Genomic DNA, 20,247 nt, shown 5'->3' with positions numbered 1-20,247 from the left:
TCCGAAGGCGGGCGGCTAACCTCGCCGGCAATCCTCTCCGGCGGCGAGGATCGTGGCCACGGCTTCCTCGATCCGCGCGCGCGTCCCGGCGTCCGTCGGCGCGGCAGCACAAAGTGTCTCGACCGCCGCGCGGAGCGGGAGGCCTTCGGATGCGCCCCGCGCTTCCAGCCACGCTTCGGCGAGGGCTAGCTGCAGCTTCTCGGCCTGAAGCTCGACGGCCTTGACCGACTGGCGCAGCTTCTCCTTCTCGGCATCGTGCCCCGCCAGAGGCTGGCGCAGGAAGCGACGCGCGGCGCGCAGCGGCAGCACCACGCCCTGCCGCCAATCCGCCATGGCCTCCCGCAGATGTCCGATCGCCTCGGCATCGAGCGGCTGTCCGCGCAGCTCGGCATGGAGCACGGCGATGAGCTGGATCACGTCGACGCCGGCCTCGTCCTGCAAGGTGAGGCATGCGCCGGACACGCCGGGGCGAGCGTAGAAGTCGAGCGCGAAATCCCAGAGCGACGATGTCATGGATGGCTTCCGGTCTCCTTGCCGCTTCCGGCAAGCTCGCCGACGGTGACGGGCTTCAGCGGCGAGCGGATGCGATAATAGCCCGTCGCGTCCGGCGTATCGCCGGTTTCGCGGGCGAAGATGCTCGTCACGGTGGGGCCGCAAAGGCGTCCCTGGCACGGGCCCATGCCGCAGCGCAGGAACGCCTTGGCCTGGTTCGGGCCGGGAACGCCGTGCCCGGCAAGCCGGCGCAGCTCGCGGGCCGCCACCGTTTCGCAGCGGCAGATCATGGTGGCGTCGGCGGGGACGAGCACCTCGTCGCGCGGCGTGTAGAGCCGGTCGATGAAGGGGCGCGCGGCGAGATGGGCGCGCCGGGCGCGCGCCTCGGCCGCGAAGCGGCGCTCGCGCTCCTCCTGCGACAGCCGGCCGAGCGCGTGCAGGATCGCGAGGGCCGCGATCGTGCCCTCATGGGCGCTCGCCTGCGCGCCGACGATGCCGCCCGCATCCCCGGCGACGAAAATACCCGGACGGCTGCTCAGCCCCCACGCGTCGCGGCGCGGATGAAAGCTCTGCTGCGCCGGCTCATAATCGTGGACGCAGCCGAGCGAGCGCGTCATCTGCTGATGGGGAATGACCCCCTCATGCAGCCCGACCGTGTCGCAGGCGAGGCTCCCGGTGCCGCCGCGATGGGTGAAACGGATGCCCGCGACATGCTCCGACCCTTCGAGCGTGATGCCGCTCACCCCGCGATAGAGGGTGACGCCGGCACGCCGCAGCCCGGCCAGCAGGCCCGCGCCCTTCAGCAGATAGCGCCAGCCCTGGCCGGTGAGGGCCTTGGGCAGCAGCGGCAGCGCTCCCGGCAGGTGGCGACCGTCGGCGGTGTCGAGCAGGGTGAGCTCGCTCACCCCGGCTTCCACGCATTGTCGCGAGAAGAGATAGAAAAGCGGTCCGCTGCCGGCCAGCACCAGACGGCCGGAGGGTATGAGCCCGGATGATTTGAGCAGGATCTGCAGGGCGCCGATGGTCATCACCCCCGGCAGCGTCCAGCCCGGCACCGGGACAGGGCGTTCCATCGCGCCGGTGGCGATGACGACGTTTCGCGCCTCCGCACGCTCGACGCTGCCGTCGCGGCGCATCCACACGCCGCGATCCTCGTCGATGCGCCACACCAGCGTGGCGAGGCGGATTTCGGCGCCGCTGGCGCGCAGGCGCCCGGCGAGCGGCGCGCCGCGCAGATAATCCGCGCCGAGGATGCGCCCGAGCGCGTCATTGCCGCGGTTGCGCTCGATGGCGCGGTAGATCTGGCCGCCGACCTCCGGCTGCTCGTCGACGACGAGGGTGCGCGCGCCGCCTTCGGCCAGCGTCGCGGCGGCGGCCATGCCGGCCGGCCCGGTGCCGATCACCACGGCGTCCCATCGGCCGTTCATGGTGCGCGATCCGCCAGATCGCGGGCGCCGCGCTGGCGGCGGATCACCATGCCCGTGCGCGCCGGTATGAGGCAGGCCTGCTGGTTCTGCCGGCCGTCGATCTCGACGAGGCACTCGAAGCACACACCCATCATGCAATAGGGCGCGCGCGGCGCGGCATCGACCGGGCTGTCGCGGAAGCGGGCGATGCCGGCGGCGAGCAGCGCGGCGGCGACGTTGTCGCCGGCCCGGAAGGCGACCGGCCGCTCCTCGAAGGTCAGCGTCCCCGCCGTGCCGGCGGAGGCTTCAATGCGCCTGAACATGGAACCTGTCGCTCCGGAAGCTCGCCACCGCTTCCGGCAGCACGCCGTCGGCGATCGCCGGGCCGAGCACGAGCGCATGTGCGCTGCACAGCGTCACCCCGCTATGGCAGGTCGCGGCGAAGGCGCCGGGATGGGTTTGCGATTCCTCGTAGATCGGCTTGCCGTCCGGCGTCATCACCCGGAGCGAGCCCCACAGGCGCACGACGTTGACCTCGGCGAGCCGCGGAAAGGTCCGCACCGCCGAGGCGCACAGCCGGGCCGCGGTGGCGACGTCGGTGCCCTCGCTGAAGCCGGCCTCCTCATGGCTGGAGCCGATCAGGAAGCTGCCCTCGGCGGTCTGCCGCACGCCGCTGCCGACATAGGCGAAGAACGGCTTCACCCGCTCCGTCACCACGATCTGCCCGCGCTCGGGGCGCACCGGTATGGAAAGGCCGAGCTGCGGGGCGAGATCGGCCGCGCCGAGCCCGGCGGCGATGACGATCCGCCGTCCCCGCACCGGGCCGCGCGCCGTCTCGGCGACGAACAGGCCGGCCTCGGCGCGCAGCGCCGCAACCCCCGCGCCCGAAAGATAGGTTCCGCCCCCGGCCTGCAAGCCTTCCTGCAGGGCGCGGAGCAGATAGAGCGGGCTCACATGGGAATCGAGCGGCGAATAGGAGGCGCCGACCACCTCCGGGCCGACCTCCGGCACCCGGTCGAGCACATCCGCGCGATCCCACAGCTCGATCGCGATGTCGCCGCCGTCAGTGCGGGTCTGCTCGGCGACGCGCCGGCGCCCGTCCATCTCCTCGTCCGAGAAGCAGAACTGGAGGCCGCCCGGCCGGCGCCAGCCGATATCGATGCCGGTCTCATCGACCAGCGCCGCCGCGAACGTCTCCCAGAGATGCCCCGCCTGCAGCGACCAGCGCATATAGGCCGGCGCGCCGACGCCCTTGCCCTGCAGCCAGATCAGCCCGAAATTGCCGCGCGCGGCGCGATGGGCGACGTCGCCCTCGTCGAGCAGCGCGACATCGGCCCCGGCGCGGCCGGCGCCCCAGGCGATCGCCGAGCCGATCAGCCCGCCGCCGACGACGATCAGGTCATGCGTCGCACCGGGCATCTAGCGGCCCCGATCCTCGACGGGAAAACGCCGCGGACTGAGCCCGGCATGCAGCCAGTCGACCAGCGAGACGATGTCGTAGACCGGCAGGCCGAAGCGACGGCGGATCGCCGCCGAGAAGGGCGGCAGGTTGGCGCATTCCGACACGATGGCGCCGATGGAGGGCGTCTCCTCCAGCATGCGCGCCACCACGTCGAGAACCTCGCGCTCCTGCGCCGCAGGGTCGGCGACCGGGGCGTTGGTGCGCATATGGGTGCGGATCGTCCCATTGAGCGGCAATTCGCCGAGCGGCAGCCCGGTCGGGGCGCCGACATTGCGGAAATGCTGGTCCTTCAGCGCCGCCTTGTCCGAGACGATCACCCCGACCGTCCGGCCCTCCGGCAGCAGGCTCAGCGCCAGCGGAATCTGCATCAGGCTGGAGGTGGCGATCGGCACCGGGCTGTGGCGCTTTAACTCCGGGTGGACGGCGGCGAGGAAGCCGCAGCTCGTGGTGATGCCGTCCACCCCCATCGCGACGAGGTCGTCGATCGCCTCAAAGAAGCGTGCCAGCATGGCGGAGGGGTCACCCTCGATCACATCCTGCGGGCGCACGCCGCGCACGACGCGGAACTGTACCGGGAACGGCCAGGTCGCGGCGTTGGCGATGTCGCCCGGCAGCCGCTCGAAGCGGGTGTCGAGCACCATGATGCCGATCATGGTGCCGTGGACCGGCCGGACGCGCGGCGTGGGGGAAGCGGTCATCGGCGCCCTCACGGGGTCTCGGCGCGGCGCGCGCTCGCCATGCCGGTCCAACGGTGGCAGGCGCCGCTGTCGATGCCGAACAGGTCGAGGGCGCGGCTCACCGAATGGTCGACCATCTCGGCGAGCGTATTGGGCAGGGCGTAGAAGGCCGGCACCGGCGGCATGACGATGGCGCCCATCTCGGTCAGCGCGGTCATGGTGCGCAGATGGCCGAGATGCAGCGGCGTCTCGCGCACCATCAGCACGAGCTTGCGGCGCTCCTTCAGCACCACGTCGGCGGCGCGGCTCATCAGGCTGGAGGTCACGCCGGTGGCGATCTCCGACATGGAGCGCACCGAGCAGGGCGCGATCAGCATGCCGAGCGTGCGGAACGAGCCGCTGGAGATCGAGGCCCCGACATCCGCCACATTGTGGACGACGCTCGCCTTCTCGGCGAGCGCGGCGGGGCTGAGGCCGAGCTCCTGCGAGATGGTGAGGTGCGCCGAGCGGGTGACGATGAGATGCGTCTCCACCCCGGCGGCTTCCAGCATCTCGATCGCGCGCACGCCGTAGACGGCGCCGGAGGCGCCGCTGATGCCGACGACGATGCGCGGACGCTCCGGCTTGTCCATCTGCCTCTCCACGGGTCAGGCGTTCGCGAACCAGTCGGCAAGGTTCACCTTGTCGGCGAGGCGGATCTTCTTGCGCTCGAACTCGGCCTTCCGGTGGAACGGCTTGGTGGCGTCGATCAGCAGCCGCCCCCAATGGTCCTTCTGCTCGTCGCGATAGAAGGACGGCGTCTCGGGGATGATGATCATGTCCTTGTCCGGCCGGCAGCGCGTGAGGATCGCCCACATCACGTCGTCCATGCTGTAGATGTCGACGTCCTCGTCGACGACCGTGATCACCTTGGCCCAGATCGGCTCGGCGCCGATGGTCGCCAGCATCACCTGCCGGGCATGCCCCTCGAATTGCGGGTCGATCTTGACGATGGCGTGGGTGACGAAGGGCTGGCAGGTCACGTCGAGGATGCCGGGCAGCGCGGCGCTGAGGCGCTGGTAGATGTTGGCGGAGACCGACAGCTCCAGCGTCAGCACCTCTTCCGCCGAGCCGCACAGGATGGAGTGGAACACCGCATCCTTGCGCACGGTGACGCCGAGCACCTCGAACACAGCGTTCGGCCCTTCGGGCACGTAATAGCCCATGAACTCGCCGAACGGGCCTTCCGGCCGGCGCTCATTGGGCAGGAAGCGCCCTTCGATGACGATCTCGGTGTCGGCCGGGACCTCCAGGTCGATATGTTTGCACTTGCGCATGGCGATCGGGCTGCCCTTCAGCCGCGCGGCGACCTCCAGCTCGTCGACGTCGTAGGGCAGGGGGGCGGCAGCGGTGAGGAAGGAGGTCGCCGGCGCGCCGATCAGCATCGCCGCCTCCAGCGGCTTGCCCATCTTCTCCGCCTTCTCGTGATAGATGGTCAGGTGATGGCGCGGGGCGAGGCGGCAGCGCAGCTCGTTGTCGCTCACATACATGGAGCGGTGATAGGAGAGGTTGCCCACCCCGGTCTCCGGGTCCTTGGCGATGAACATCGCCGAGGTGAAATAAGGCGCGGCGTCGCGGTCGGAATAGGTGATCAGCGGCAGCTCGGAGAGCTTCACCTCGGTCAGCCCGTCATCCTCGACGGCAACGAAGGGATCGCCCGATCCCTTGCCGAGACTGGCGAGGTTGCTCCACTGCCGGCAGAAGTCCTTGGCGTCGATGCCGATCACCTCGGCTAGCCGGTCGCGCGAACCGTAGACATTGGTGACCACCGGAAAGCGGGTGCCCTTCACCTTGTTGAACAGGATCGGCTTACCCCAGCGCTTCTGCGCGGCATGGGTGACCGCCGCGAGCTCATGGAACGGATCGATCTCCTTGTCGACCACCAGCAGGTCGCCGCGCTCGCGCAGGCGGGAGATATAGTCGCGCATAGGTCAGAACTCCGAAAAAGGGCAGGCCACTGGCGCGGCTTCAGCGCTTGCGCTGCGAGGGGCGCCAGGTGAGGAAGGCATTCTCGAACAGGGACACGGCGCCGATGCCGAGCGTCGTGAACAGGGTGATCGACAGCAGCGTCGCGAAGACGAGCGGCGTATCGAGGTTGAACTGGCCGGACAGGATCAGGTGCCCGATACCGCTATTGCCGCCGATGAACTCGCCGACGATCGAGCCGACCAGCGCCAGCGGGAACGCCACCTTCACCGCGTCGGTAATGTAGGGCACCGCGTTCATCAGCCGGACCTTGGTGAAGATCCGCCATTTCGAGCCGCCGGCGAGCGTCGACAGGTCGATGAGGTCGGCCTCGATCTCGCCGAGGCCGGTCACCGAATTCACGAAGATCGGGAACAGCGCCAGCAGGAAGGCGAGCAGCACCTTGGATTCGTAGCCAAGCCCGAACCAGATGACGAAGAGCGGCGCGATGGCGATCTTCGGGATGGAGTTGAAGGCGGCCAGAAGCGGCGTGACGATCGAGCCCAGCACCGGCACATAGATGATGAGCAGCGCCAGGAGCACGCCCACCACCAGCGCCAGCGCGAGGCCGGCAAGCGTGGTGAAGGCCGTCATCGCCAGACCGTGCATCTGCACGCTGAAGGTCTCGGCGAAACGCTGCCCGATGGCGCTCGGCAGCGGCAGCACATAGGGCGGTATGCCGGCCAGCGGCGCGCCATATTCCCAGACGAGCAGCAGCAGCGCGAAGCCGAGCAGGGGCTTCAGCACGGCGCCGAGGCGTTGGGCGAGGGTCTCGGTCATGGCGTCATTCCACCCATTGCGCCTCGATGCCGTCGCGCACGCGTTCCGACAGCTCAAGGAAACGCGGATCGCGCAGCGTGTCGGCATGGCGCGGCCGCGGCAGGTCGATCGGCACGACGTCGCGGATGCGGCCGGGACGCGGGGTCATCACCACCACCGTGTCGGACAGCAGCACCGCCTCGGTGATGGAGTGGGTGACGAACAGCACCGTGTTGCGGCTCTCGTTCCACAAGGTCTGCAGCGCGAAGCCCATGCGCTCGCGGGTGATGACGTCGAGCGCGCCGAACGGCTCGTCCATCAGGATCAGCGGCGGCTTCAGCAGCATGGCGCGGCAGATCGAGGCGCGCTGCTGCATGCCGCCGGAGAGCTCGTGCGGGTAGCTCTGCTCGAAGCCGGACAGGCCGGCGAGCTGCATCAGCTCCAGCGCCCTCTCGCGCCAGAGCGCGGGCTTGCGCCCGCCCATCTCGGCGACGAACAGAATGTTGTCGAGCGTGCGCCGCCACGGCAGCAGCACCGGCGACTGGAACACCATGCCGATGTCGCGGACCGGCCCCTTCACCGGCGCGCCGCGCACCGCGATGCTGCCCCCGGTCGGCGGCATCAGACCGGCGACGAGGCGCAGCAGGGTCGACTTGCCGCAACCGCTCGGCCCGACGATCGAGACGAAGCTGCCGTCCCCCAGCGTCAGCGACGCGTCCTCGACCGCGAGGGTGGTGCGGAAGCTTTTCGAGACGTTGCGGATTTCAACGGACATTGACGGCTCGCATCAGCGTGCGGCGCGACTGGGCTGCCGCGCCGCCGGTCGGGACGGGAGGCTCATTTGCCGAGCTGCACGAAGACCTGCGCCGGCGTCACGTCGGCCGTGAGCTTCAGCGCCGTCTTCACGAGGTCGATGGAGTGCTTCAGCCGCTCGTCGGTGGCGACGCCGTAGCCGTTCTTCGCGACATAGGGCGTCTGCATGGCCTGCAGCGCGCCGGCGAGCTGCGCCTTCACCGTGTCGAGCGACATGGTCGGGTTGTACTTGACCATGATCGCCGCTGCCTCGTCCGGATGGGCGATCGAGTACTCGACGGCCTTTTTCGTCGCGGCGGCGAAGCCAGCGGCTTCGGCCGGGTTCTTCTCGACCGCGTCGCGCGAACCGAGCAGCACGAAGCCGAACACGTCGTAACCCCATGCAGCGAAAGAAGCGAAACTTACCTTCTTGCCCTGCTGGTCAGCCGCCTTGACCAGCGCCGGCACGTCGCCGTCCGAGGTCGCGGTGAACATGTCGACCTGACCGGAGAGCAGCAGCGAGAAATAGACGCTCGGATCGGCCGCCTGCCACTCGATCTTCGCCGGGTCGAGCTTATGGGCGTCGAAGATAATGGGCAGGATGACGCGCACGCTATCGGTCTGCCCGGCGGCGAGCTTCTTGCCGATCACGTCGGCCGGGGTGGGCACCGGCGAGAGCGAGGCGAGGCCGTTGGTGGTGATGTCGGTGTAGACCGAGAAGGCCTTGACCTTGGCGCCCTTGGCGACGCCCTGCGTGACCGAGCCGAAGTCGGCCATGCCGAAATCGGCCTTGCCGCTGTCGACCGCGGTGATGACGAAGCCGCTGCCGGTCGCCGGCGCGATCGCCACATCGAGGCCGGCTTCCTTGTAGAAGCCCTTTTCGACACCGACAAAGAACGGAGCGTGGCGCCCGTTGAAGACGTAGTTCGTCAGGAAGGTCACCTTCTTCGGCTCAGCCGCCTGCGCACCCGCCGACGTCGCTCCCCACAGAACCGCCACGGCCGCCAGCGCGGCACCGAAATGCCTGATGTTCTTCATCTGTTTCTCCGTTCCCCGTCGGCGCCGTTTCCCGGTCGCTGCCCAATGAGTTGCGCAATGCGCAACAGTGTTCCAACTATTAGGCTTCAGTTGACTTCAATCCTTGTCAAGCTGAAATAGCGGTCGCCGGTCGGGGGGAATGCTTTGGATAACGGCACGATACAGAACCGGACCGAGCCGCTTTCGCCCGCCGAGGCCCCGCCGCGCTCGGGCACGATCGGCTCGGTGGAACACGCGATAGAGCTGCTGCGCTGCGTGGCGGAGGCCGGCGCCCCCCTGGGCACCAACGACCTCGCCCGCCGCATCGGACTGCACAAGAGCTCGACCTCGCGCCTCGCCGCGACGCTGGAGAAGGCGCGGCTGCTGCGGCGGGATCCCGCCACCGGCCGTTTCCTGCTGGGGCTCGGCCTGCTGGCGCTCGCCGCGCCGCTGTTCGCCGATTTCGCGGTGGCGGACGCGGTCGAGCCGATCCTCGCGCAGCTCGCCGCCCGCACCGGCGAGACCTGCAGCTTCAATGTCTGGGACGGCCGGGATTCGGTCTCGATCGCCCAGGTTCCGGGCTCGAATTCCGTGCGCGCCTTCTCGCTTCCCGGGCGCCGCAAGCCGGGCCACGCCACGGCGACCGGCAAGATCCTGCTCGCCCATCTCGGCGAGGAGGCGCTTTCGGCCTATTGCAGCGCGCCGCTCCACCGCTACACCGACGCCACCATCACCGACCCGAAGGCGCTCGCCGAGGATCTCGTCCGCGCGCGCCGGCAGCACTACGCCGTCAATGTAGGCGAATATGAAAGCGATGTTGGCGGCATTGCCGCGGCCGTGTTCGACGCCTCGGGCCGCCTGCTCGGCTGCGTCACCGCGACCGTGCCGCTCTATCGTTTCCCGCCCGAGCGGCGCGCGGCGCTTGGCGAGGCGGTGATCGCCTGCGCCGGTGAGATCGCCGGCCATCTCAGCATCCATCGCAAGGCATTCTGACAGCCGCCGCTGCGGCCCGGCCCGTCATCGGATGCGCCTCGGCGGCAGGCCGGGCGAGCGAACGGACGGCGCCGCCGTGGTGGTGGCCTCGTGCGAGCTGCGCAGGCGATAGCGGTCGCCCGGATAGAGGAAACGGCTGCGCGTCACCGGGGTATCGCCGCGCCAGGTCCGGCGGTCGAGCAGCAGGCAGGGCTGGCTCGCATCGATCTGCAGCAGGGCGCGGCTTTCCTCGTCCGGGCGGATGGCGCGGATGGTGTTGTCGACGAAGGTGACCTCGGTCTCGCGCAGCAGATAGGTGTGCGGGGTGATCCGGGTGAAGTCCTGATCGAGATAGGCCGGCGCCTCGTCCGCATTGACGAAGCGGTCCTCGAGCTGGATCGGCGTGCCGTCCTCCTTGTGCAGGATGCGCGAGTGGAAGACCGTGCCGCCTTCGGGCAGGGGCAGCAGGTTGGCGAGCGGGCTTCCGGGCTCCAGCGCGCAAAGTGATATCACTTCGCTCATATGCACGCCGCCGCCGTCCTCGATTTCCTCCGACACGTCGGGGAGCTCGAACACCGCGCATTGCATCTTCGGGCCGATGACAAAGGTGCCGCGCCCCTGAACCCGGATCAGCATTCCCTCGGTCTGAAGCTCGCGCAGCGCCCGCCGGACGGTGAGCCGGGATGCGCCGAACTCTTCCGCCAGCTCCTCCTCGCGCGGGACCTGGAAATCCGCCGGCCATTCCTCGGCGCGGATGCGCTTCTCGATCGCCGACTTGATCTGTCCGTACAGGGGCTGCGCAACGACGCCGGTCTCGCTCATGTGCCCTCGGGAGTCATGAAATGAATATCACTTTCCGAACGATATGCCGGTTCGAGCTGAGCTGTCCAGTCGCTGGAGGTCGAGATTGCTCCCGAAATGCGCTTGACAGCCCCTCATAATGATATCATTTTTCACGAAATAGATATCATTTTGCTGCCGAAAGACAGGTATTATGTACCAGCCACAGATGGTGGCTGGTGGCCGTCGTGTGGTTGCAGGGGTTGTGGGGAGAGTGTGTATGACACCGGGTACGGGCGCGCTGCCGAAGCTCGACATGTATATCGGCGGTGAACGGGTCGCGCCGGCGTCTGGCGAGTATTTCGAGACGGTCGATCCGTTCACGGCCAAGCCGTGGGCCCTGGTCGCCCGCGGCAGCGCCGCCGACGCCGACCGCGCCGTGCGCGTCGCCCATAAGGCCTTCGCCGAGGGTCCGTGGCGCCGGATGCATGCCTCAAAGCGCGGACGGATCATTCACCGTTTCGGCGAGCTGATCGAACAACACGCCGACGAACTCGCCGAGATCGAGGTGCGCGACAATGGTCGCCTGCTCGCCGAGATGCGCCACCAGATCCGCTACATCCCGAACTGGTACTACTATTACGCCGGACTCGCCGACAAGATCGAAGGCGCCGTGCATCCTTGCGACAAGCCGGCGCTCAGCTTTTCGCGCCACGAGCCGCTCGGCGTCTGCGTCGGCATCGTGCCGTGGAACGCGCCGCTGTTCCTGCTCTCGCTGAAGCTTCCGGCGGCGCTGGCGGCCGGCAACACTGTGGTGCTGAAGCCGGCCGAGCACACCTCCGCCACCGCGCTGAAGCTGATGGAGCTGGTCGAGAAGGCCGGCTTCCCGCCAGGGGTCATCAACGTCGTGACCGGCTACGGCAAGGAGGTCGGCGAGCCGCTGGTCACCCATCCGCTCACCCGCCATGTCGGCTTCACCGGCTCGACGGCGACCGGCGCGCATCTCTATTCGCTGGCGGCGAAGGACGTGAAGCGCGTCAGCCTGGAACTCGGCGGCAAGTCACCGAACATCGTCTTCGACGACGCCAATCTCGACAATGCGGTGCGCGGCGTGGTGGGCGGCATCTTCGGCGCGGTCGGCCAGACCTGCATCGCCGGCTCGCGCCTGCTGGTGCAGCGCAAGGTGCATGACGAATTCGTCGAGAAGCTCGCCACCTTCAGCACGTCGGCGCGCATTGGCGACCCGCGCAACGCGGCGACCCAGATCGGCCCGATCGCCAACCGCATGCAGTACGACAAGGTGCTCGGCTATATCGACATCGCCCGGCAGGAAGGCGCCGAGCTGGTCATCGGCGGCAAGCGGCCGGATGGCGCCGAGTGCTCCGAGGGCTTCTTCGTCGAGCCGACCATCTTCGCCGGCGTGAACAACGACATGCGGATCGCCCGCGAGGAGGTGTTCGGCCCGGTGCTCTCCACCATCGTCTTCGACGAGATGGAGGAGGCGGTTGCGATCGCCAACGACACCGAGTTCGGCCTCGCTGCCGGCCTGTGGACCGCCGACATGCGGCGCGCATTGCGCATGTCGGAGCTGCTCGAGGCGGGCAGCGTGTGGGTGAACACCTATCGCGACGTGTCCTACACGACCCCCTTCGGCGGCTACAAGAAGAGCGGCATCGGCCGCGAGAACGGTATCGAGGGCATCCGCGAATATCTGCAGACCAAGGCCGTGTGGCTCTCCACCGCCGAGGAAATCGCCAATCCGTTCGTCATCGGCTGAACGAGGCGCCGGACGGTCCTCCGTCCGCGCAGGGATCATGAGGCCAGCACATGGTGAGACGCTCATGTTGGTGAAGCGCAAGGGCGCCGAGATTCTTGCCGACGAGCTGGCGCTCAACGGCACGGACATCGTCTATCACGTGCCGGGCGAGAGCTTTCTCTACGCGCTCGACGCGCTGGCGGTGCGCCATCCCGGCATCCGCGCCATCTCCTGCCGCCACGAGAACGGCGCGGCGCAGATGGCCGAGGCCTACGGCAAGCTCACCGGCCGACCCGGTATCGCTTTCGTCACCCGCAGCCCCGGCGCCACCAATGCGGTGAACGGCGTCCATACGGCCTATCAGGACTCCTCGCCGATGATCCTGATCGTCGGCCAGGTGAAGCGCGCGCTGATGGAGCGCGAGGCCTTCATGGCCTACGACTTCCGCACCATGTTCGCGCCCACCACCAAATGGGTGGCGCAGATCGACGATGCGGCGCGCATTCCGGAGTTTGTGCAGCGCGCCTACCAGACCGCGATGACCGGCCGCATGGGCCCGGTGGTGCTGGTCGTCCCCGAGGACGTGCTGGAGGAGGAGGCGAGCGTGCCGGTGGGCAAGCGCTCGGTGCCCGCCCATGCCGGCGCGCCGTCGGCGGAGGACGTCGAGAGCATCTTCGCCATGCTCGCGAGCGCCGAGCGGCCGCTGCTCATCGTCGGCGGCTCGGGCTGGAGCGAGGCCGCGCGCGACGACATCCAGGCCTTCGCGGCCGCCAGCAACGTGCCGGTGGTCACCACCTTCCGCCGGCGCGACATCATCGACCACCGGCTGCCCTGCTATGTCGGCGAGATCGGCATCGGCTCCAATCCGGCCCTGCTCGCGCATATCAGGGACGCCGATTTCGTCCTCATGTGCAACGACGCGCTGAGCGACGTGAACACGATCGGCGCCGGCTACATGGAGGGCTTCACGCTCTTCAGCATCCCGGTGCCGAAGCAGAAATTCGTGCATGTCGCCAATAGCTTCGGCGAGCTCAACCGGGTCTTCCAGGTCGACCTCGCGCTGCTCGCCGACAATGGCGCCTTCTGCCGGGCGCTCGCCGCCCATGCGCCGGTGGAACATGCCGCCCGCGCCGGCTGGACGGCGGCGCTGCGCGCGACCTTCGAGGCCGAGACCCGCCCCGGCCCCTGTCCGGGCTCGATCGACTTGCCGAAGGTTATGAAATGGCTGCGTGAGCGGCTGCCGGAGGATGCCATCGTCACCAATGGCGTCGGTGCCTATGCCACTTGGAGCCAGCGCTATTTCGCTCATTACCGGCTGCACACCCAGCTCGGGCCGATCAGCGGCTCGATGGGCTACAGCCTGCCGGCGGCGATCTCCGCCAAGCTCGTGCATCCCGACCGGGTGGTGGTCGACTTCGTCGGCGACGGCTGCTTCCAGATGAGCTCGGAGGAGCTGATCACCGCCGTCCAGTACGAAGCCAACATCATCGTCGTGCTGTTCAACAACAACATGTACGGCACCATCCGCATCCATGAGGAGAACCGCCTCGATGGGCGGGTGAACGGCACCCAGTTGGTCAACCCGGACTTCTACGCGCTGGCGAAAGCCTATGGCGCGCATGCCGAGCGGGTGACCACCACCGAGGAGTTCGCCCCGGCCTTCGAGCGCTCGCTTGCCGCCGGCAGGCCGGCGCTGATCGAGCTGACCGTCGATCAGGAGGCGATCCACTCCCGCTATTCGCTGACCGACCTGCGCAATCGCCGCGAGGCGAGACGCTGAACGCCCCGGCAGAGGGCGGCAGGCCGGCAGCCGGATCAGCAGCAGTCTTCCCGCGAGAAGGGAGACGCCAATGCCGAGGGAAGAACCGTCCAAAGAGACATCCAAAGGGGAACGGATATGAAAACATCACTGCCAGCCTTGCTCCTCACCGGAGCGCTCGTCGCCTTCGCCGCGCCGGTTCACGCGCAGGACTGCACGCTCCGCGTCACCACCTGGGGCGGCAACTACCAGAAGACCTATGAGGCGGTCGCCAAGGGCTTCGAGGAAGCCAACAAGTGCAAGATCGAATGGGTGGTGGGCTCAAGCCCGGACCATCTGATCAAGTCGCGCCTCGGCCAGGTCGACGTGACCACCAACACCCTGCTCAATTCGATCGCCGGCGAGAAGGAAGGCCTGTGGCTCGAGCTCGACAAGAGCAAGATCCCGAACATGGCCAACCTCTATCCCAACGCCGTCTATTCGCCCTACACGATCTTCGCGAATGTCGGCGACTACGTGCTCGCCTACAACTCCGACAAGGTGAAGACCGCGCCGACCAGTTGGGAGGAGCTGTGGAAGCCGGAGTACAAGAACCATGTCGTCATCTACGGCATGCAGCACATTCCGACGCTCAGCCTGACGGTGCTCGAAGCCAACCAGAACGGCGGCAGCATCGACAATATCGAGCCCGGCCTGAAGAAGATGGCGGAGCTGTTCAAGAGCGGCAATCTGATCGGCGCGCTCGACGTCGAGAGTCAGATGGTCTCGCTGTTCCAGACCGAGGATGCGTGGATCGGCATGCTGGCCACCGGCCGCATGAAGGACCTGCTCGACAAGGGCGTGAAGAACGTCGCCTTCGCCCGGCCGCAGGAGGGCACCTTCCCGCTGATCACCAGCGTCAACGTGCCGAAGACCGCCAAGGACCCGGCGATGGCCTTCGCCTTCGTGAACTACATCCTCAGCCCCGAGGTGCAGCAGGCCTTCGCCACGCGCAACCTCTATGCGCCGACGGTGCAGAACGCCAAGATCCCGGATGACTTCGCCTACAAGGCCCTGCTGGTGCAGAACGAGCAGTTCAAGCGCCTCTTCCTCCCCGATCAGGAGAAGATCACCGCCAACAAGGCGAAGTGGCAGGAAGAGCTGAACAAGCTGACCAGCAAGTGAGACGACCGGTGGGCCAGGAGGTGGTGTCGACCTCCCGGCCCACCAGCCCAGATCTCGGGCCGGTATCACGGGCCGACTCGTCCGCGGACGCGTCTTCCGTGCGCCGCCGTCCGTGCCTGACTTTCCTGGAGACTCCTCGACGATGAACGATCCTGCCGGCAAAGCCATCGACGTCGAAGGCGTCTGCAAGCGATACGGCCATGCCAGCGCCGTGAACGACGTGTCCTTCGACGTGCGCCACGGCGAGTTCGTCTCGCTGCTCGGTCCCAGCGGCTGCGGCAAGACCACGACGCTGCGGATGATCGCCGGCTTCGTGATGGCCTCCGAAGGGCGCATCCGTATCAACGGGCGCGACGTCACCTATCTGCCGCCGGAAAAGCGCGAGGTCGGCTTCGTCTTCCAGAACTACGCGCTGTGGCCGCATATGACGGTGGCCGAGAACGTTGCCTTCGGCCTGAAGCTGCGCAAGCGCGACAAGGCGTTCATCCGCAACAAGGTGGAGGAGACGCTCGCCGTCACCGGCCTGTCCGGCTATGGCGGTCGGCTGCCGCGCCAGCTCTCCGGCGGGCAGCAGCAGCGCGTGGCGCTCGCCCGCGCGCTGGCGCTCGAGCCGCAATTGCTGCTCATGGACGAGCCGCTGAGCAATCTCGACCGCGCCTTGCGCGTCGCCATGCGCCGCGAGCTGAAGAAGCTGCAGCAGCGGCTCGACATGACGACGCTCTACGTGACCCACGACCAGGAGGAAGCCCTGTCCATGTCGGACCGGGTGGTGATCATGAGCGGGGGCGAGATCGCGCGCATCGCGCGTCCGTTCGAGATCTACGAGGACCCCCAGTCGGAGTTCGTCGCCGATTTCGTCGGCACCACCAATTTCTTCGACGGCGTGGTGAGCGAGGTCACCGACGGCGAGGCGACGGTGCGGGTCGGCGAGGCTCTAAGCTTGCGCGTCGGCAACCGGATCGCCGCCGCGCGCGGCAGCGCGGTGCGGGTGCTGTTGCGCCCGGAGCGCATCCGCATCCTTCCCGAGCGGCGCGAGGGTGCCAATATCCTCTCGGCGCGGGTCGACTTCATCGAATATTTCGGCCCTACCATGCGCTACACGGTGGTGCTGCCCGGCGGCGAGAGCCTCTATGTCGAGGCGCACGACATCCACGGCTCGGCCAGCATCGGCGAGACGGTGTGGCTCAGCATCGAGCCGGACCATTTCCGCCTCATCGACCGCAAGGGAGCGCCGGGGTCATGAGGTCGCGCAGCGCCGCCCTCCTTCTCGCGCCCGCGGTCGTGGCGCTGACGATCTTCGTGCTGTTCCCGCTGATGTGGGTGGTACGCACCAGCTTCAACCACACGATGGACGGCGCCTATATGGTGTCGGCCTTCACCTTCGAGAACTATGTCCGCTTCTTCGGCTCGGGCTGGTACCTGATCAACACGCTGTGGTTCTCGATCCGCGTCGCGGTCGTGACCATCCTGATCTCGGTGCTGCTCGGCTATCCGGTGGCGCTCTACATCGCCGGCACGCGCGGCCTGCAGCGCAGCGCGCTGGTGACCATGGTGCTCTCGCCGCTGCTGATCGGTCTCGTCACCCTCGTCTATGGCTGGATCGTCATCTTCCGCGGCGGCGGCCTGCTCAACTCGCTGATGATCGCGCTGCGCGTCTATGACGAGCCGGTCCGCTACATGTGGGACCTCAAGGGCGTCGTCATCCTGCTGGTCTATATCGGCATGCCCTATATCGTGCTGTCGCTGCTCGACAGCATCGAGCGCATCAACCCATCCTTCGTGGAGGCGGCGCGCAATGTGGGTGCCAGCCGCTGGCGCGCCTTCTGGAGCGTGACGTTCCCGCTGACGATGCCCGGCCTCTATGCCGGGCTGGTCATCGTCTTCACGCTGAACTTTTCCGCCTTCGCCGTGCCGCTGATGGTGGGCGCTACCGACACCCAGATGATCGGCCTCGTCATCTATCGCGAGGCTCTGCTCAACAACGACTTGCCCTTCGCCTCCAGCCTCTCGGTGATCATGATCGCCGCCAATGCGACGATCCTCATCGGCATGTCCTTCCTGTTCGGCAGGCTGATCCTCAACCGGCTGGAAGCGAAGAGATGAGGGCGCCCGCCATGCAACGTCTCGACCTCGGCACCGCGGGCCTCAGGCTGTTCACCTATGCGGCGATGGCCTTCCTGTTCTTCCCGATCCTCATCACCCTCGTGGTGTCGGTGAATCCGCGCGAATTCATCCTGCCGCCCTCCGGCTTCACGCTGGAGTGGTTCAGGGCGGCCTGGACGTCGGAGACCTTCGTGCGGGGCATGGGCGTGAGCCTGACGCTGGGCGTCGTCGCCTCGCTGATCGCCAATCTCCTCGCTCTGCTCGCGGTGCTGGCGATGGTGCGCTACGACTTCCGCGGCAAGGCGCTGATCAACCTGCTGATCATGTCTCCGCTCTTGATCCCGACGACGATCTTCAGCCTAGCGCTCTACGTCTATTTCGTGCAGCTCGGCTTCGGTGGCGGCATCCCGGCGCTGGTCATCGGCCATGCCATCCATGTGTTGCCCTTCGCCGCCCGCATCCTCACCGCCAGCATGCAGAACTTCGACACCTCGCTGGAAGAGGCGGCGCGCAATGTCGGCGCCGGGCCGGTGCGCACCATGGTCTCGATCACCCTGCCGGTGATGAAGACCGGCCTCATCTCCAGCTTCGTGCTGTGCTTCGTACTCTCCTGGAACGACTTCCCGATCTCGGTGTTCCTCGCCCCGCCGGGCTGGACGCCGCTGCCGGTCGAGCTGTTCACCTACATCAAGTTCCAGTACGACGCGGTGGGCGCCGCGCTCGCCTCCTCGCTGATCCTGATCTCCGGCGCGGCGATGGTCATCATCGACCGGATGGCGGGGCTGCGGCGGGTGCTCAAGGGCTGAGCCGTCGCACGGCGTCAGGCCGCCAGCGGAAGCTGGATCAGGATGCGTCCGCCCGCGCCGGAATCGGGCGGGCCGAGGCCGATCTCGCCCCGATGCGCCTGCACGATGGACCGGCACATGGCGAGGCCGAGCCCCATGCCGTGCGGCTTGGTGGTGAAGAACGGATCGAAGGCGCGTTCGGCGGCGTCCCCGGAGAAGCCCGGGCCGGTGTCGGTCACCTCGATGGCGACGCCGCCCTCTTTCCGGAAGGTGCGCACCGACAGCCGGCGCTCGCCCGGCGCCGCCTGCATGGCCTGGATCGCGTTGTTCATGACGTTGATGAGTACCTGCTGAAGCAGGATGCGATCGCCCTCGATACGGGCGTCCGGAGCGTCCAGCGATGCCGTCAGCCTGACGCCGTGGCTGACGATCTCGCCGTTCACCATGCGCAGCGCATCCGCGACGAGCGGGTCGAGCGCCAGCACCGCACGCTCGGGCTCGACCTTGGCGAGCAGCGTGCGGACGCGGCGCACCACCTCGGAGGCGCGGTGCGCCGAGGCCGCCGCCTCGTTCAGCGACGCGCGCACCTCGTCGAGATCGGGCGGATCGCGGTCCATCCAGCGTTGCGCGGCGGCGGCGTGCGTCGTGATGGCGGCGAGCGGCTGGTTGATCTCGTGGGCGATCGAGGCCGAAACCTCGCCGACCGTTGCGGCGCGCAGCGCATGGTCGAGCTGCGCGCGCGTGCGGTCCAGCGCCTGCTGGACCTTCACGCGCTCGGAGATATCCAGCACGCTCGCCTGCACGCGGTCCAGCGAATCCTCGGGCGGGAAATTGAAGGCGACGATCACCCGCAGCGTCTCGCCCTTGAGCGTGCGGATCGTCGCTTCGTTCTGATAGCTCGGCGCTCCGCTGGCGAGGGCGATTAGGAATTCGCTGAAACCGTTGTCGCTTTCCAGAAGGAACTCGTCGAGCCGGGTGAAGAAGGCCTCCTTCGACGGCGCGCCCATGAGCTTCAGCGCGGTGCGGTTGACGTCTGTGACGTGGATCATGCCGCGCATCCGGCGGACGAACTCAGGATGCTCCGCCAGGTAGGTCTCGACGTTGATGCCGCGCCCCGCCAGTTCGTCGAGCGCTGCCTTCACGGGCCGCAGATCATGCTCCCAGATGGCGACCGCCAGCGTCTCGAAGATGGTCCGGAATCGCCCTTCGCTCTGCCGCAGCGCCCGGTTCGAGGCCCGGCGCGACAGGGTCAGGAAGGTCGTCGCGAGGATCGCGGCCAGGCTGAAGGTGAGCCGCAGCGTGGACTCGATGTGCCAGCCCGTGCCGTGGACGTAGACATAGCTGAGGACGGTGAGCGCGACGCAGCCCAGCGCGCAGACCCGGATCATCCGCTCGGACGCGATGTCGCCGATGATGATGAGCACCAGCACGTAGAGCACCGCGACGGCGCTTCCGAGCATGGTGAAGCTATCGACGGCGAAGATCGCCACGGTCAGCAAGGCGGCCGCGAGGTAGCGGTATTTTAGGGCAAGGGCCATGTGTGCCGGCATCGCAGCGTCTTCTTCCGTTCCATCGGCTTGGGAGCCGCGAAGATAGAGAGAGGAGACAGCGTATGCCATTAGCGCAAGGTCAAGGTGATGAGGAGATCGCCGGTGTTCACGAGAGGGTAGCGTCGCGAGGCGTCTTCGCCGGCCGGGCCGCCCGGATGGCGAAGACGCGCCGGTTCCGTTCGGCTCCGGCTTGCGCGGGTCCGCTTCAGTGGTTCGAGCGGGTCGCCTCGTAGAGGAACCAACTGCGCCGCTCCGCCTCGTCGATCCACACCTCGATGAGGCTGGTCGACGCGACGTCGTTGTATTGCTCGCACACGCCATGCGCGGCGCGCAGGAAGCCGGTGAGCCGGCGGTTGTCCTCGGCGAGCTCAGCGAGCATGTCGGGCGCAGTCACATAGTCGGCGTCGTTGTCGGCGAGGCGCTGAAGACGCGAGATGTGGCCGATCGAGCGCAGCGTCGTGCCGCCCACCTTGCGCGCCCGCTCGGCGATGGCGTCGGTGGTGGCGAAGATCTGGTCGCCCTGCTCGTCGAGCATGAGGTGATAGTCGCGGAAATGCGGCCCGGAGAGGTGCCAGTGGAAATTCTTCGTCTTCAGATACAGCGCGAACATGTCGGCCAGCAGCCCGGTCAGCGCCGCGGCGATGTCGCGGGTGGCGTCGGCGCCGAGGTCGGTGGGGGTGCGCAGCGGTGCGGTCCGGCGCGCCTCGGGCGAAGATGTGGTCATGGCAGCCTGCTCCGTGGAGGTTTCAGTGGCACGGCGGCTGTGCCG

20 protein-coding genes are annotated in these 20,247 nt (G+C 67.8%); 7 read left to right on the top strand and 13 right to left on the bottom strand.

Features of this window, described 5'->3' with window-relative positions; all coding sequences use genetic code 11:
• Positions 1-15: 15 nt before the first annotated feature.
• From U742_RS0115220 to U742_RS0115175, 10 genes are all read right to left on the bottom strand, one after another.
• Complete coding sequence (locus U742_RS0115220; RefSeq protein WP_051661223.1) at positions 16-513, bottom strand: TIGR02444 family protein; 498 nt, start codon at positions 511-513, stop codon at positions 16-18.
• Positions 510-1,919: an FAD/NAD(P)-dependent oxidoreductase gene (locus tag U742_RS0115215; RefSeq protein ID WP_029354503.1), complete on the bottom strand. Its 1,410-nt coding sequence runs from the start codon at positions 1,917-1,919 to the stop codon at positions 510-512. The genes U742_RS0115220 and U742_RS0115215 overlap by 4 nt, the downstream gene beginning before the upstream one ends.
• On the bottom strand, positions 1,916-2,221 hold the full coding sequence (locus tag U742_RS0115210) for a (2Fe-2S)-binding protein (RefSeq protein ID WP_029354501.1): 306 nt from the start codon (positions 2,219-2,221) through the stop codon (positions 1,916-1,918). Before U742_RS0115210 ends, U742_RS0115215 begins: the two co-directional genes overlap by 4 nt.
• Positions 2,205-3,317: an NAD(P)/FAD-dependent oxidoreductase gene (locus U742_RS0115205; RefSeq protein ID WP_029354499.1), complete on the bottom strand. Its 1,113-nt coding sequence runs from the start codon at positions 3,315-3,317 to the stop codon at positions 2,205-2,207. The genes U742_RS0115210 and U742_RS0115205 overlap by 17 nt, the downstream gene beginning before the upstream one ends.
• Positions 3,318-4,058 carry an aspartate/glutamate racemase family protein gene (locus U742_RS0115200; RefSeq protein ID WP_029354497.1) on the bottom strand — a complete coding sequence of 247 codons (741 nt, stop codon included), beginning with the start codon at positions 4,056-4,058 and terminating at the stop codon, positions 3,318-3,320. It lies immediately after the preceding gene.
• 8 nt (positions 4,059-4,066) lie between these two features.
• Positions 4,067-4,669: a UbiX family flavin prenyltransferase gene (locus U742_RS0115195; protein ID WP_029354495.1), complete on the bottom strand. Its 603-nt coding sequence runs from the start codon at positions 4,667-4,669 to the stop codon at positions 4,067-4,069.
• Positions 4,670-4,684: 15 nt separating this feature from the next.
• Positions 4,685-6,004 carry a UbiD family decarboxylase gene (locus tag U742_RS0115190; protein ID WP_029354493.1) on the bottom strand — a complete coding sequence of 440 codons (1,320 nt, stop codon included), beginning with the start codon at positions 6,002-6,004 and terminating at the stop codon, positions 4,685-4,687.
• A gap of 40 nt (positions 6,005-6,044) precedes the next feature.
• On the bottom strand, positions 6,045-6,821 hold the full coding sequence (locus U742_RS0115185) for an ABC transporter permease (protein ID WP_051661222.1): 777 nt from the start codon (positions 6,819-6,821) through the stop codon (positions 6,045-6,047).
• 4 nt (positions 6,822-6,825) lie between these two features.
• Positions 6,826-7,575: an ABC transporter ATP-binding protein gene (locus U742_RS0115180; RefSeq protein ID WP_029354490.1), complete on the bottom strand. Its 750-nt coding sequence runs from the start codon at positions 7,573-7,575 to the stop codon at positions 6,826-6,828.
• A 62-nt stretch (positions 7,576-7,637) separates the two neighbouring features.
• Positions 7,638-8,630, bottom strand: coding sequence for an ABC transporter substrate-binding protein (locus U742_RS0115175; RefSeq protein ID WP_029354488.1), 993 nt, complete (start codon positions 8,628-8,630; stop codon positions 7,638-7,640).
• Positions 8,631-8,855: 225 nt separating this feature from the next.
• Here U742_RS0115175 and U742_RS0115170 point away from each other — a divergent pair, with 225 nt between their 5' ends.
• A complete protein-coding gene (locus tag U742_RS0115170) occupies positions 8,856-9,602 on the top strand; it encodes an IclR family transcriptional regulator (protein ID WP_197028271.1) in 747 nt (248 codons plus the stop codon).
• Positions 9,603-9,626: 24 nt separating this feature from the next.
• On the opposite strand, the gene hutC is transcribed toward U742_RS0115170, so the two are convergent.
• A complete protein-coding gene (hutC, locus tag U742_RS0115165) occupies positions 9,627-10,403 on the bottom strand; it encodes a histidine utilization repressor (protein WP_029354484.1) in 777 nt (258 codons plus the stop codon).
• 238 nt (positions 10,404-10,641) lie between these two features.
• Here hutC and U742_RS0115160 point away from each other — a divergent pair, with 238 nt between their 5' ends.
• The 6 genes from U742_RS0115160 (at position 10,642) to U742_RS0115135 (ending at position 17,949) form a co-directional block, all read left to right on the top strand.
• A complete protein-coding gene (locus U742_RS0115160; RefSeq protein ID WP_029354481.1) occupies positions 10,642-12,138 on the top strand; it encodes an aldehyde dehydrogenase in 1,497 nt (498 codons plus the stop codon).
• A 64-nt stretch (positions 12,139-12,202) separates the two neighbouring features.
• Positions 12,203-13,897, top strand: coding sequence for a thiamine pyrophosphate-binding protein (locus tag U742_RS0115155; protein WP_029354479.1), 1,695 nt, complete (start codon positions 12,203-12,205; stop codon positions 13,895-13,897).
• Between the two features lie 117 nt (positions 13,898-14,014).
• Complete coding sequence (locus tag U742_RS0115150; RefSeq protein WP_029354477.1) at positions 14,015-15,040, top strand: ABC transporter substrate-binding protein; 1,026 nt, start codon at positions 14,015-14,017, stop codon at positions 15,038-15,040.
• A 142-nt stretch (positions 15,041-15,182) separates the two neighbouring features.
• The gene (locus U742_RS0115145; RefSeq protein WP_029354475.1) at positions 15,183-16,283 is read left to right on the top strand and encodes an ABC transporter ATP-binding protein; all 1,101 of its coding nucleotides are present in this window, start codon (positions 15,183-15,185) and stop codon (positions 16,281-16,283) included.
• Positions 16,280-17,143 carry an ABC transporter permease gene (locus U742_RS0115140; RefSeq protein WP_029354473.1) on the top strand — a complete coding sequence of 288 codons (864 nt, stop codon included), beginning with the start codon at positions 16,280-16,282 and terminating at the stop codon, positions 17,141-17,143. The genes U742_RS0115145 and U742_RS0115140 overlap by 4 nt, the downstream gene beginning before the upstream one ends.
• Before the next feature lie 11 nt (positions 17,144-17,154).
• Positions 17,155-17,949, top strand: coding sequence for an ABC transporter permease (locus U742_RS0115135; RefSeq protein WP_029354470.1), 795 nt, complete (start codon positions 17,155-17,157; stop codon positions 17,947-17,949).
• Positions 17,950-17,963: 14 nt separating this feature from the next.
• On the opposite strand, the gene U742_RS0115130 is transcribed toward U742_RS0115135, so the two are convergent.
• Both U742_RS0115130 and U742_RS0115125 read right to left on the bottom strand, forming a co-directional pair.
• Positions 17,964-19,466 carry a PAS domain-containing sensor histidine kinase gene (locus U742_RS0115130; RefSeq protein WP_029354469.1) on the bottom strand — a complete coding sequence of 501 codons (1,503 nt, stop codon included), beginning with the start codon at positions 19,464-19,466 and terminating at the stop codon, positions 17,964-17,966.
• 217 nt (positions 19,467-19,683) lie between these two features.
• Complete coding sequence (locus U742_RS0115125) at positions 19,684-20,202, bottom strand: Dps family protein (protein WP_029354467.1); 519 nt, start codon at positions 20,200-20,202, stop codon at positions 19,684-19,686.
• Between the last annotated feature and the right edge of the window lie 45 nt (positions 20,203-20,247).

Origin of the sequence: Allobosea sp. 117 (genome assembly GCF_000702305.1) — a bacterium.
In the GTDB taxonomy this organism is placed as follows: domain Bacteria; phylum Pseudomonadota; class Alphaproteobacteria; order Rhizobiales; family Xanthobacteraceae; genus Ancylobacter.
This window is presented reverse-complemented; position numbering and strand designations above follow the sequence as displayed.

Coding starts and splice junctions, on each gene's coding strand:
- U742_RS0115130 (WP_029354469.1), bottom strand. CDS start 19,466: ATGGCCCTTGCCCTAAAATACCGCTACCTCGCGGCCGCCTTGCTGACC.
- hutC (WP_029354484.1), bottom strand. CDS start 10,403: ATGAGCGAGACCGGCGTCGTTGCGCAGCCCCTGTACGGACAGATCAAG.
- U742_RS0115185 (WP_051661222.1), bottom strand. CDS start 6,821: ATGACCGAGACCCTCGCCCAACGCCTCGGCGCCGTGCTGAAGCCCCTG.
- U742_RS0115190 (WP_029354493.1), bottom strand. CDS start 6,004: ATGCGCGACTATATCTCCCGCCTGCGCGAGCGCGGCGACCTGCTGGTG.
- U742_RS0115150 (WP_029354477.1), top strand. CDS start 14,015: ATGAAAACATCACTGCCAGCCTTGCTCCTCACCGGAGCGCTCGTCGCC.
- U742_RS0115200 (WP_029354497.1), bottom strand. CDS start 4,058: ATGACCGCTTCCCCCACGCCGCGCGTCCGGCCGGTCCACGGCACCATG.
- U742_RS0115205 (WP_029354499.1), bottom strand. CDS start 3,317: ATGCCCGGTGCGACGCATGACCTGATCGTCGTCGGCGGCGGGCTGATC.
- U742_RS0115175 (WP_029354488.1), bottom strand. CDS start 8,630: ATGAAGAACATCAGGCATTTCGGTGCCGCGCTGGCGGCCGTGGCGGTT.
- U742_RS0115195 (WP_029354495.1), bottom strand. CDS start 4,669: ATGGACAAGCCGGAGCGTCCGCGCATCGTCGTCGGCATCAGCGGCGCC.
- U742_RS0115140 (WP_029354473.1), top strand. CDS start 16,280: ATGAGGTCGCGCAGCGCCGCCCTCCTTCTCGCGCCCGCGGTCGTGGCG.
- U742_RS0115135 (WP_029354470.1), top strand. CDS start 17,155: ATGCAACGTCTCGACCTCGGCACCGCGGGCCTCAGGCTGTTCACCTAT.
- U742_RS0115155 (WP_029354479.1), top strand. CDS start 12,203: ATGTTGGTGAAGCGCAAGGGCGCCGAGATTCTTGCCGACGAGCTGGCG.
- U742_RS0115180 (WP_029354490.1), bottom strand. CDS start 7,575: ATGTCCGTTGAAATCCGCAACGTCTCGAAAAGCTTCCGCACCACCCTC.
- U742_RS0115210 (WP_029354501.1), bottom strand. CDS start 2,221: ATGTTCAGGCGCATTGAAGCCTCCGCCGGCACGGCGGGGACGCTGACC.
- U742_RS0115160 (WP_029354481.1), top strand. CDS start 10,642: ATGACACCGGGTACGGGCGCGCTGCCGAAGCTCGACATGTATATCGGC.
- U742_RS0115145 (WP_029354475.1), top strand. CDS start 15,183: ATGAACGATCCTGCCGGCAAAGCCATCGACGTCGAAGGCGTCTGCAAG.
- U742_RS0115125 (WP_029354467.1), bottom strand. CDS start 20,202: ATGACCACATCTTCGCCCGAGGCGCGCCGGACCGCACCGCTGCGCACC.
- U742_RS0115220 (WP_051661223.1), bottom strand. CDS start 513: ATGACATCGTCGCTCTGGGATTTCGCGCTCGACTTCTACGCTCGCCCC.
- U742_RS0115215 (WP_029354503.1), bottom strand. CDS start 1,919: ATGAACGGCCGATGGGACGCCGTGGTGATCGGCACCGGGCCGGCCGGC.